Raw genomic sequence first — 11,590 nt, 5'->3', positions numbered from 1 at the left:
ATCCTCGAAAAACGCGCGGGTTTTCCGCCCTTCGGCCGAACGGCGTGTAGACTTCAGTCGAAGTCGGGATTTCTGGTCCCTCGCCACGATCGCTTCGGCCGATGGTTCGGCATCGCTCTTGCGATTCGTGGAGGTCGAGGCTCGACCCGGGATGTCGAGCGTATGACCAGCCCGGCGAGGAGATAGGACAATGGCCAACGTGTTTTCGGCCCCGATCGCCCTGCGCGCCCAGCGAGCCTGCCTCGCGGCGGCGGCCGTCGGCGCCCTGCTGGCGGCGGGATGCAACCACCGTCGTTCCGTCCTGCGGCCGGTCATGCCGGCGCCCCGCGTCATGGCGGCCCCCGGCTGCACCAACTGCGGCTCCGGCGGCTCTTCCGTCGTGACCTCGCCCGGCACGGCGATCATCCGCGAGGGCCCCGCCGGCGGCTCCGCCCGCGAGCCGGTCATCATCACCCCCGGGGGCGGTCTCGATTCGTCCGTGCCCCTGGAATCGCCCCCCTCGTCGGTCGGCTCGTCGCCCACGTCGCGTCGCGCCCCCGCCGCCGAGACCCCGCCCAAGGCGACGATCGACGAGCCCCTGCTCGACGACCTCTCGCCGGCCGCCGCCACGAGCAGCCGGTCGCGCAGCCTGCGGCCGCCGATCGAGTCGAAGCCCAAGTCCTCGGCGCCGGACCTCTCGGCCCCGGCCCCCGCGGCGGGAGCGACTAGCATGAGCCCCGGCGGCTCCGGCAGCCTCCGCACCACGTCGGCGACGGGCGTCGTCCGCCGCGCCAGCGCGAAGGACCCGCTCCGCACGTATTTCGCGACCGACGCGGCCGACGACCTGTTCTTCCCCAACAAGGCCGACCGGCCCTGGAAGTACGTGGTCGTCCACCACAGCGCGACCGAGGCGGGATCGTACGACGCCATCGACGCCGAGCATCGCAAGCTGCTGGGCCTCGACGGCTGCGGCTACCACTTCGTGATCGGCAACGGCACGGGCAGCGGCGACGGCCAGATCGAGGTCTCGCAGCGCTGGGTGAACCAGAAGCACGGCGTCCATTGCCGCAACGCCCGCCGCGCCGACATCGACGAGTACGGCATCGGCGTCTGCCTGATCGGCGACTTCGAGAAGGCCCCGCCGACCCCCCGGCAGCAGGCCGCGCTCAAGGCGCTGCTGGCCTACCTGAGCGAGCGATACACGATCGAGCAGGACCGGCTGGAGACCCACTCCCACATGGCCGCGACGCCGACCGTCTGCCCCGGCAAGCACTTCCCGACCAACGCCCTGGAAGTCCCGGCCCGCCCGGCCGCCGCCCAGGCCGACGCGTCGCCGACGCCGAGCGCCGCGACCCGCCGGCACGTCCCGACCGCCTGGCGGCTCCCGGACCTCGACCCGGCGCCCACGCCCGCCGCCCCGGCCCGCTGAGCCGAGGACCCGCCGAAGGTTCGATCTCCCGACCCGCAGGGAAGCGGGTTCAGGCCTTCCCCCCCAGGCGACGGACCGCCTCGTGCAGGATGGCGATGACCGACATCGCGTCGGTGATCTCGCCCTCCCGGAGCATCCGCCAGGTCTCGTCCCAGGCGACCCGGCGCACAACGAGCTGCTCGGAGCCCTCGGGCTCGCTCTCGCCCTGGGTCAGGCCGGTCGCCCGGTAGATGTAGGCGACCTCGTCGCTGACCGAGTTCGAGAGGTGGCTCGTGGAGATCAGCTCGAGCCGGCCGGCGGTGATGCCGGTCTCCTCCTTGAGCTCGCGGATCGCCGTCTCCTCGGGCGATTCGTCGGCGGGGCAGCCCCCCTCGGGCATCTCCCAGGAATAGGCGTCCTGGGGATAGCGATGCTGGCCGACGAGCCAGACCGAGCCGTCGTCCTCGACGGGGAGGACGCCCACGGCCCGGTTCTTGAACTCGACGACGCCGTAGATCCCGCGCTGGCCGTCGGGGCGGACCACGTCGTCTTCGCGGACGCGGATCCAGGGGTTCTCGTAGACCGGACGCTTGCCCAGGGTCCGCCAGGGGTTGCCGGGCGGGGCCGCGTCCGGACGGGGTTCGTCGCCGGGGACCGCCGCGCTCACGCGCCGATCGCCGCTTTGAGGGCCAGGCCCATGTCGGCCGGGCTCTTGGCCACGCGGATGCCCGCGCCTTCGAGCGCGGCGATCTTGTCGGACGCCTTGCCCGACCCACCCGAGATGATGGCGCCGGCGTGGCCCATCCGCTTGCCCGGCGGGGCGGTCTGGCCGGCGATGAACGCCGCCAGCGGCTTGGTGAACTTGCCCGAGGCCTTGAACTCGGCCGCCTGCTCCTCGGCGTTGCCGCCGATCTCGCCCATCATGAGCACGGCGTCGGTGTCGGGATCGGCCTCGAACATCGCCAGGACGTCGACGAAGCTGGTGCCGTTGACCGGGTCGCCGCCGATGCCCACGCAGGTGCTCTGGCCGATGCCCAGGTTCGTGAGCTGCCAGACGGCCTCGTAGGTGAGGGTGCCCGAGCGGCTGACGACGCCGATCCGGCCCGGCTTGTGGATATAGCCCGGCATGATGCCGATCTTGCACTCGCCGGGCGTGATCACGCCGGGGCAGTTGGGGCCGATCAGGCGGACCTCGGGGTGGTACGTCTTGAGGTAGGCCACGGCGCGGGCCATGTCGACGACGGGGATCCCCTCGGTGATGGCGATGATCACCGGGATGCCGGCGTCGGCCGCCTCCATGATGGCGTCGGCCGCGCCCGGGGGCGGGACGAAGATCATCGTGGCGTTGGCGCCGGTGGCCGCGACGGCCTCGAGGCAGGTGTCGAACACCGGCCCGCCGACGGCCGTCTCGCCGCCGCGGCCGGGCGTCACGCCGCCGACCAGGTTCGTGCCGTATTCCTTGCACTTCTCCGCGTGGAACCCGCCCGACTTGCCGGTGATCCCCTGGCAAATGAGGCGGGTGTCTTTTCCGACCAGGATGCTCATGGATTCGATTCCGTGGATGCGTTCGGGAGGAAGCCGGCGATCGGGGGGGCCGCCGGGGGCGTCGTGTGGGGTGGGACGGCGGTCAGGCGGCCTGCTGCTTCGCGGCGGCGACCACCTTCTGGGCGGCGTCGGTCAGGCCGTCGGCCGTGATGATCTTGCGGCCGCTCTTCTCCAGCATCGCCTTGCCGATGTCGGCGTTCGTCCCTTCGAGGCGGACGACCAGCGGGACCCGGAAGTCGATCTCGTCGTACGCGGCCAGCAGCGCCTGGGCGATGATGTCGCACTGCATGATGCCGCCGAAGATGTTGACGAGGACGGCGTTGACCTTGTCCGAGGAGAGGAGGATGCGGAAGGCTTCCAGCACCTGGTTCTTGTCGGCGCCGCCGCCGACGTCCAGGAAGTTGGCCGGCTCGCCGCCGTGGTACTTGATCAGGTCCATCGTGCTCATGGCCAGCCCGGCCCCGTTGACGAGGCAGGCGATGTCGCCGTCGAGGCTGACGTACGAGAGGCCCGAGCGGCCGGCGCGAAGCTCGGCCGGATCCTCCTCGTCCTCGTCGATCAGGCCCGCCAGGTCCTTGTGGCGGAACAGGGCGTTGTCGTCGAAGTTCAGCTTGCAGTCGAGCGCCAGGACGTCGCCCTTGTCGGTGACGATGAGGGGGTTGATCTCGGCGAGCGAGGCGTCGCTGTCGATGACGAACTTGACGAAGTTCTTGAGGAAGACCGCGCCCTTCTTGGCCGTCGGCCCGCTGAGGCCCAGGGCCTTGCAGATCTTGCGGGCCTGGAAATCGGCGAGGCCGAGGCCGACGTCGACCGGCTCGCGGAGGATCTTCTCGGGGGTGTCGTGCGCGACCTTCTCGATCTCGACGCCGCCTTCGGTCGACGCCATGACGACGGGCCGCTTGAGGTTGCGGTCGATCGCGACGCCCAGGTACAACTCGCGGACGATGTCGTGGCCGACGGTGACGAGCACCTTCTTGATGGCCTGGCCTTCGGGGCCGGTCTGGTAGGTCACCAGGGTCTTGCCGAGCATGCCGGCGGCGGCCTTCTCGGCGTCGGCGGCCGACTTCACGAGTTGCACGCCCTTGGCCATGCCGTCGGGGCGGGGCTTGTGGCCGCTGGCGATGGCCAGGGCCTCGTCGCGGTCGACCTCGGGGCCGACGGCGACGCCCTTGCCGCGCCCGCCCGCGTGCACCTGGGCCTTCACGACGACCAGGCCGCCTCCCAGCGCCTCGTACGCCTTGGCGGCCTCGGCGGCCGTCGTGACGACGATGCCGGCGGGCACGGCGACTCCGGCCTTGGCGAGAAGTTCCTTGGCCTGATACTCATGAACCTTCATTCCAAACGGCCCTGTTACCAAGAAGTTAGGACGGGAACGGCGGCCAGCGCCGGGTTCACCAGCGGACGTTTATACGCTCGTTTGTACCGCGCCGGCTTCTTCGACGCCAAGGGGGGCCGGGACGCGGGCGCCGGAACCGACGCCGGGGGCCGGCCCGATGGCGACGGTCGGCTCATCCTTCCAGATCGATCTCGCGGCGGATCGCGGCGATGTCGGCGTCGGTCAGCATGGCGGAACGCAGGCTGGGGACGTCCCGGACGACCAGGTCGCGCGGCTTCTCGACCCGGCGGCGGTCGGGGGCCGGCGGCGCGGCGTTCGTCGGCGTCTTGCGGGGCCGGGGGGGCGCGCGGTCGACGGGCTCGACCTCGATCGCTCCGAAGACTTCCTGCCAGTAGGCCCGCTCGGCGTCGTCGAGGGCGGGGGCGGCGCGGGACGATTCGGGGTCGGAGGCGGGTTTGACGGGCGGGCGAGCCTCGTAGGCGAGGGTCGGCAGCCGGTCGAGGAAGTCGTCGGCCTTGATCGCGCGGGCCTTGCGGCGGGTCGCCGACTGGCGGACCTCGCGGTCGTTGGAGACGATCGTGAGCGACTTGGGCGTCGAGTGGTGGGCGAGGATCCGCTCGATCCGGGAGTCGGCGTCGGCGTCGGCGACCGCGAAGATGACGGTCATGCCCCGGTAGTTCGACTCGATCGGGAAGTCCGCCGGCGGCTGGTTGGCGTCGAAGACGATCGTGGTCTCGGCGGCGAGATCCTTGAGCGCGGCGGCCAGCCTGTCGAGGAACCGCTTGCGCGCGCCGCGGAACTGGTGCCGACCCATTTTCGAGTCGACGACGCCGGCCGCGTGCATCACGTTATACCCGTCGATCAGCCATCGCATGGACGCGCGCACCCGTAACGCCGTTCGATCAAAGACCCTTAATCAGTCTACGGGCGCGGGGCGTGCTTTCAAGTCGCGGATCCTCCGCGACTTGCGCGGATCGGTGCGGTCAGGAGGGCGACGCCCCGGCGGGGGTCTCCTGGACGATGCCGCCCAGGGTGTAGCGGACCTCGCCGTGGACGACCACGGTGTGGGCGCGGCCGCGGACCTCCCAGCCGTCGTAGGGGGTGTTCCGGCTCTTGCTGCGAAACTGGGACGCGTCGATCGTCCAGGAGGTCGAGGGGTCGATGATGGTCACGTCGGCGTCGGCCCCGGGGCGGAGCGTCCCCTTGGAGAGGCCCAGCAGGTTGGCCGCGTTGATCGTCATCTTGCGGATCGCCTCGGACCAGCTGAGGTGGCCGGGCTCGATCAGGTGGGTGACGGTGATCGGCAGCAGCGTCTCCAGGCCGACGATCCCGAACGGGGCCTGGTCCAGCTCGCGCATCTTCTTCTCGCGGGCGTGGGGGGCGTGGTCGGTGCAGAGGATCTCGATCGCGCCGTCCTTGAGCCCCTCGATCACGGCGGCGACGTCCTCGGCCGTGCGGAGCGGGGGGTTCATCTTGTAGTTGGAGTCGAAGCTCCGCAGCCGTTCGTCGGTCAGGCTGAAGTGATGGGGGCAGGCCTCGGCCGTGACCCGGATCCCCCGGCGCTTGCCCTCGCGGACCAGCTCGACGGCCCGGGCGGTGGAGATGTGCTGGATGTGGAGCCGGCCGCCGGTGATCTCGGCGAGGCGGATGTCGCGGGCGACCATGATGTCCTCGGCGGCGGCGGGCATCCCGCCCAGGCCCAGCCGCATCGACTCGAAGCCCTCGTTCATCACGCCGCCGGCGGTCAGCTCCATGACCTGGCAATGCTGCATGATGACCAGGTCGAACATCTTCGAGTATTCGAGCGCCCGCCGCATCAGGCCGGCGTTGGAGACCGGTGAGCCGTCGTCGGTGAAGGCCACCGCGCCGCCGGCCACGAGCTGCCCCAGCCCGGCCAGCTCCTCGCCCTTGCGGCCCTTGCTCACGGCCCCGACGGGGAAGACGTTGGCCTGCTTGGCCCGCCGGCCCTGGAGCACCACGAATTCGGCCGCCGCCTGGGTGTCGATCGGCGGGATCGTGTTCGGCATGCAGGCGACCGAGGTGACGCCCCCCGCGAGCGCGGCGGCCGCGCCTGTGGCGATCGTCTCGTCCTCCTCGTTGCCGGGCTCGCGGAGGTGGACGTGGACGTCGATCAGGCCGGGGCAGACGATCAGGCCCCGCGCGTCGACGACGATCTCGGCCTCCTCGTTGCCGCCGCCGCTGGGCAGGATCCGGCCGCGGCTGATCCAGAGGTCGCCGACCTGGTCGAGATTCTGGGAGGGGTCGATGATCCTTCCGCCGGTGATCTGGATGGTCGGCAAGGCGAGAGTCCTCGTGGAGCGGGGCCTTGTGGGAAAGGGAGTCGTTTACTCGCCGGCCGGCATCTTGCCGCTGACCAGGTAGAGCACGGCCATGCGGACGGCCAGGCCGTTGGTGACCTGGTCGAGGATCGCCGAGTGCTTGCCGTCGGCGACCTCGGGGGTCAGCTCGACGCCCCGGTTGATCGGCCCGGGGGCCAGGATCAGCAGGTCGGGCTTGGCCTTGCGGACCCGTTCCTGGGTCATCATGTAGAACTGCGAGTATTCGCCGACCGAGGGGAACATCCCGCCCTGCTGGCGCTCGAACTGGATCCGCAGGACGTTGATGACGTCGCACCGCGGCAAGACGTCTTCGAGCCGGTAGGCGACCTCGCAGCCGAGGCGTTCCATCGACCGGGGGACGAGCGTCGGCGGACCGCAGAGGATGACCTTGGCGCCGAACTTGAGCAAGCCCCAGATGTTCGACCGGGCGACGCGGGAGTGGGCGATGTCGCCCAGCAGGGCCACGGTCAGGCCCTCGATCTTCCCCTTGGCCCGGCGGATCGTCATCAGGTCGAGCAGCCCTTGCGTGGGGTGCTCGTGGGCACCGTCGCCGGCGTTGATGATCGAGGACGAGACGTGCTGCGAGAGCAGGTGGGGCGCGCCCGGGGTCGGGTGGCGGACGACCATCACGTCGCAGCCCATGGCCTCGATGTTCTTGGCGGTGTCGATGAAGGTCTCGCCCTTGGAGAGGCTGGAGACGCTCGCGGTGAAGTCCTGGGTGTCGGCCGAGAGCCGCTTGGCGGCCAGGCTGAAGCTCGTGCGGGTCCGGGTCGAGTTCTCGAAGAAGAGGTTGAAGACGATCCGCCCCTGGAGCGCGGGGACCTTCTTGCGACTCCGCTTGGAGATCTCCGAGAACGACTCGGCGGTGTCGAGGACGGCCGTCATCTCCTCGCGCGAGAGGTCTTCGAGGCCGAGCAGGTGCTTGCGGGTCCAGGCCGTCGGCGCGGGGTCGGACCCGGGGGCGTCGGCGGGGGGGATCCGCGGGCTGGCTGCGGCGGGCGTTGCGGTCGACACGCGAGGGCTCCTCTCAGGAAGGGGAGAGGCGGGGGGCCGCCGGGATCCGGACGATCTCCTCGACCGGGTCGATCGGTCGGAGGCGGACCCGGACGCGGTCGCAGCGATCGGTCTTGAGCTTCAGGCCGACGACGTCGGGCTGGATGGGCAGCTCGCGCCAGCCGCGGTCGACCAGGACGGCCAGGCGGATCCGCGCCGGCCGGCCCAGGTCGCAGATGGCGTCGATGGCCGCGCGGATCGTCCGGCCGGTGAACAGCACGTCGTCGACCAGTACGACGTCGGCCCCGTCCACGTCGAACGGAATCTCCGTGCCGCGGAGCACAGGCCAGCGCCGGGCCTGGTCGAGGTCGTCGCGATAGAGCGTGATGTCGACGGCCCCGACCGCGCCCCCGGCGACCGCCTCGGCCGCCAGCCGCTCGGCCAGCGGCACGCCCCGGGAACGCACGCCGACCAGCCGCACGGGCGAGGAGGGCGTCGATCCTTCCCAGATCCGCCCGGCCATCGCCTTGATCAGCGCGCCGGTCTCGCCGGCGTCGCATTCCTGCACCTCTTCCGAGCTCATCAGGCCCACCCCAGTCTCGGCGTCAGGCGAGTCCGTCCGTCAGTCGGAAGTCTAGCAGACCGATCCGCGGGGGGACAAGCGGCGTGACGGATCGCGGCGTCGGCCGCGCCCGGTCGCGAGGGATGTGCTTTCCAGGTCGACGAAACGGAAATCGATTTTAGCGCCCGCAGCCGGTGATGATCCTGAAGGGTCGACATTTCACCCCATTCCCGAGCCTCGACGCCTGGGAGCGGTGGGTCCAGCGAGGTGTCGATTCAGGTCGCGGATCGATGCAGGCGCTGAGAAGCTAAAGGAAGAAGAGGAATTGGGGTGCGAGGGCTACAACCACCCAGCAGACGCCCAATGCCCATACCGAGACGTCGAGCCACGCTCGCGGCCTCCGGAGTCGGCCGCTCACAGCCTGGATAAAAGCGTTGGTCGAAGCCGCCATGGCGGTCTGCTGTGCCACCCAGGCGCTATACCCCTGGACCAAAACCTCGATCTCGTAAGGCTGAGCCAGGTTCGCGTAAGGGAGACGCATCACAACCAGCAGTCCGTTGACGGCCCCGACAAAAAATGCCGTGAGCCCGAGCGCTGCGGCCGGATGCGAACTCATCCGACGCCTGGAGCGCTTCATGGAACACGCGAGCAGCGTGAGGCTCAGCGGCAAGAGAAGGTAAGTCGCCCCCATGGCCTGGTACGCGATCCACGGCGGCCATTCGTCGGCGAAGCGAGGCTTGATGGAACGGAAGAAATAAAGCCAACAGCCGAGCGATGAGCCGATCCCCCCGGTCAGCATCATGAACTCGGCGATCGACGTTCTGCGTCCCGATTGTGCGGGCATGACTCGCTCCCGAGGGGATGATTCGTTTCAAGAGAAGCCCATGAGATCGGTCAACCAGGCCCGATGAGAAGCTTCATGACCTTACCCACTCAGGCCGTTGCTCGTCTGCAATCGACGCAAACACAGGCTGTTCTCGCCCACCGGGCGGGTCTCTTGTTCGCGCTTTGAGGTCGTGGAGATGCGAGGGGACGAGCGCGCGACGGATCGTGAAGTCGGTCGCGCCCCCGTCGCGCGGGCTGTGCTTTCCCGGTGAACGAAGCGGAAAACGCTTGTCGCGTCCCGAACCGCGAGCGACTCTGGAAGCTCATCACTTCCGCTCGTTCGCGAACTTCGGCCCCCGGGGGCGGCATGACCCACGCGATATCGATCTACTCCGCGACGCGCGCTTTGCGACTGCCGGAGCTGCAGCGGTATGCCGACTGGGAAGGGTGGCAGATCCGGTTCGTCGACGTACTGGACAGGCCGATCCCGGAGAGGTTCCTCGACTGGGCCCCGCCGGGGATCTACGGCGTGTTCGGCTGGCCCTCGTCGGACCCGGAGACGATGGCGGACGTCGATCGCACGCTGCGGGAGGAGGACGTCGAGGCGATCCGTCGACTCATGGCGAATTGGCACGTCCCTCGCGTCGCCTTCTGCAGCTTGAGCTTCCTGGAATTGCCGACCGACGACTCGTTCATCCAGCCGGGGCGCGAGGAGGACTTCCTCTGCCTGCCCCCGGGAGCCCGAAAGGATCGCGCCCGGACGCGATACACGATCACGACCTATAGCATCGACGACGAAACGACCCGTCTGAGGGAGATGCTGGACCAGCAGGTTCGGTGCGCATCCAACGGCGTCGGCGACGAGCCGGCTTCGGACCTCAGGCGTTGAAATGTCAGACTGCGTACGTCGGATGCGCGGGCCAGGTCGGTCGATCCGTGTCTGAAAGTCGCGACCGTAGGACGGGGAGGTTCCATGGCAGATGAGGTGATCGTCTACACGCTGGTGCCCGCTCTGGGCACATCGGAACTGCGGCGCTATGCGGCCTGGGAGGATTGGGAAATCCGCGTGGTTGATATCCTCAAGGCCCAGGCGATCCCGTCGGAAACGACGTCCGAAACCCCGCTGTCCGGCTTACCATTTTGCACCGTGTTCGGGTGGCCGTCGTCGGAACGGAAGATGACGGAGGAGGTCGATCGGACCCTCCAGTCCGGGGACGTCGAAGCGATTCGAGGTCTGTACAGCATCCATCGAACGCCTCGCCTCGGGCACGTCGGCCTCTCCTGCTTCGATCAGCCGGGCGGGGAATCGCCCCTGGACGCCGGCCGGGAGGAAGACCTCCTTACCTACGCCCCGAAGCACCGGAGGCGAGCGTCCCGGACGGTCTACAGTCTCGGCGCCTCGCGGTTCGACCCCCCCGAGGCCGTCTGCCTGCGAGAGCTGCTCGTGAAACTGATCCGTGGCGCGACGGGCGGAGTCGGCGACGAGCCGCAACCGCACCTCCGACGCTGAGGACGCGAACTTCGAAGGCGGCGAGGGGCCCCCCCTCCGATCCGCCTTCCCGGGAGCCGACTTTGTCCTGTAGGATGAGGGCCGATGACAACCGACCGCGACGAGGAGCCTGCCCCCCGATGAAAATCCTCCTGGCCAATCCCCGAGGCTTCTGCGCGGGGGTGAACATGGCGATCGAATGCCTGGAACGGGCGCTCGGATTCTTCGGGGCGCCGGTGTACGTCTATCACGAGATCGTCCACAACAAGTACGTGGTCGACCGGTTCTCCCGCGAGGGGACCGTCTTCGTGGAGTCGCTCGACGAGGTGCCCGAGGGCTCGCCGCTGCTCTACAGCGCCCACGGCGTCTCGCCCGAGATCCGCCGCCAGGCGAAGGCCCGCCGCCTGCTGGCGATTGATGCCACCTGCCCCCTGGTGACGAAGGTCCACCTGGAGGCGATCAAGTACGCCAAGGCCGGATACACCATCGTCCTGATCGGCCACGAGGGGCACGACGAGGTCATCGGCACGATGGGCGAGGCCCCCGAGCAGATGGTGCTCGTCGAGACCGCCGAGGACGTCGAGCGCCTGGAGCTTCCCGACCCCGAAAAGGTCGCCTACCTCACCCAGACCACCCTCAGCGTCGACGACGCCAACATCGTGATCGCCGCTCTCCGGGCCAAGTTCCCGAGCATCAACAATCCCCCGAAGGACGACATCTGCTACGCGACGCAGAATCGCCAGGTGGCCGTCCGCGAGCTGGCCGCGCGGGCCGACGTCGTCATCGTCCTGGGGAGCCAGAACAGCTCGAACAGCCGCCGCCTCGCCGAGATCGCCCTGTCGATGGGCATTCCGTCGCACCTGATCGACGGCGTCGCCGAGATCCAGGCGTCCTGGTTCGACGGGGTCGACACCGTCCTGATCACGGCCGGCGCGAGCGCCCCCGAGAACGTCGTGCAGGAGTGCGTCGAGTACCTTCAGCGGACCTGCGGGGCGACGATCGACGAGGCCGTCGTCCGCGAGGAGGACGTCCATTTCCCCCTCCCCAAGTCGCTCCGCGAGCTGATCGCCGGCGGCGAGTCGACGGCCCACGTCCGCTCCTGACGGGCCGGCCG

The 11,590-nt window shown here is 69.4% G+C and carries 12 protein-coding genes; 4 read left to right on the top strand and 8 right to left on the bottom strand.

The window, feature by feature from the left end:
- The first annotated feature begins 190 nt into the window (after positions 1–190).
- Positions 191–1,408, top strand: a complete 1,218-nt coding sequence (locus PZE19_RS21315) for a peptidoglycan recognition protein family protein (RefSeq protein ID WP_277862618.1) — start codon at positions 191–193, stop codon at positions 1,406–1,408.
- 49 nt (positions 1,409–1,457) lie between these two features.
- Here the strand turns inward: PZE19_RS21315 and PZE19_RS21310 are convergent, their stop codons facing one another.
- From PZE19_RS21310 to PZE19_RS21275, 8 genes are all read right to left on the bottom strand, one after another.
- Positions 1,458–2,054: an NUDIX domain-containing protein gene (locus PZE19_RS21310; protein WP_277862617.1), complete on the bottom strand. Its 597-nt coding sequence runs from the start codon at positions 2,052–2,054 to the stop codon at positions 1,458–1,460.
- Positions 2,051–2,932, bottom strand: coding sequence for a succinate--CoA ligase subunit alpha (sucD, locus tag PZE19_RS21305; protein ID WP_277862616.1), 882 nt, complete (start codon positions 2,930–2,932; stop codon positions 2,051–2,053). Before sucD ends, PZE19_RS21310 begins: the two co-directional genes overlap by 4 nt.
- Before the next feature lie 82 nt (positions 2,933–3,014).
- The gene (gene sucC / locus PZE19_RS21300; RefSeq protein ID WP_277862615.1) at positions 3,015–4,268 is read right to left on the bottom strand and encodes an ADP-forming succinate--CoA ligase subunit beta; all 1,254 of its coding nucleotides are present in this window, start codon (positions 4,266–4,268) and stop codon (positions 3,015–3,017) included.
- Between the two features lie 172 nt (positions 4,269–4,440).
- Positions 4,441–5,142 (bottom strand): NYN domain-containing protein, encoded by a 702-nt coding sequence (locus PZE19_RS21295; RefSeq protein WP_277862614.1) that lies wholly within the window; start codon positions 5,140–5,142, stop codon positions 4,441–4,443.
- A 109-nt stretch (positions 5,143–5,251) separates the two neighbouring features.
- Complete coding sequence (locus PZE19_RS21290) at positions 5,252–6,568, bottom strand: dihydroorotase (RefSeq protein ID WP_277862613.1); 1,317 nt, start codon at positions 6,566–6,568, stop codon at positions 5,252–5,254.
- A 45-nt stretch (positions 6,569–6,613) separates the two neighbouring features.
- Positions 6,614–7,585, bottom strand: a complete 972-nt coding sequence (locus tag PZE19_RS21285) for an aspartate carbamoyltransferase catalytic subunit (protein ID WP_368411376.1) — start codon at positions 7,583–7,585, stop codon at positions 6,614–6,616.
- A 49-nt stretch (positions 7,586–7,634) separates the two neighbouring features.
- A complete protein-coding gene (gene pyrR / locus PZE19_RS21280; protein WP_277862611.1) occupies positions 7,635–8,183 on the bottom strand; it encodes a bifunctional pyr operon transcriptional regulator/uracil phosphoribosyltransferase PyrR in 549 nt (182 codons plus the stop codon).
- Between the two features lie 286 nt (positions 8,184–8,469).
- The gene (locus PZE19_RS21275; RefSeq protein ID WP_277862610.1) at positions 8,470–9,006 is read right to left on the bottom strand and encodes a hypothetical protein; all 537 of its coding nucleotides are present in this window, start codon (positions 9,004–9,006) and stop codon (positions 8,470–8,472) included.
- A 348-nt stretch (positions 9,007–9,354) separates the two neighbouring features.
- Here PZE19_RS21275 and PZE19_RS21270 point away from each other — a divergent pair, with 348 nt between their 5' ends.
- From PZE19_RS21270 to ispH, 3 genes are all read left to right on the top strand, one after another.
- On the top strand, positions 9,355–9,876 hold the full coding sequence (locus PZE19_RS21270; protein WP_277862609.1) for a hypothetical protein: 522 nt from the start codon (positions 9,355–9,357) through the stop codon (positions 9,874–9,876).
- 84 nt (positions 9,877–9,960) lie between these two features.
- Positions 9,961–10,497, top strand: a complete 537-nt coding sequence (locus PZE19_RS21265; RefSeq protein ID WP_277862608.1) for a hypothetical protein — start codon at positions 9,961–9,963, stop codon at positions 10,495–10,497.
- Between the two features lie 119 nt (positions 10,498–10,616).
- The gene (ispH, locus tag PZE19_RS21260; RefSeq protein WP_277862607.1) at positions 10,617–11,579 is read left to right on the top strand and encodes a 4-hydroxy-3-methylbut-2-enyl diphosphate reductase; all 963 of its coding nucleotides are present in this window, start codon (positions 10,617–10,619) and stop codon (positions 11,577–11,579) included.
- Positions 11,580–11,590: the final 11 nt, after the last annotated feature.

This window comes from Paludisphaera mucosa (assembly GCF_029589435.1).
Taxonomy (GTDB): Bacteria; Planctomycetota; Planctomycetia; order Isosphaerales; family Isosphaeraceae; genus Paludisphaera; species Paludisphaera mucosa.
This window is presented reverse-complemented; position numbering and strand designations above follow the sequence as displayed.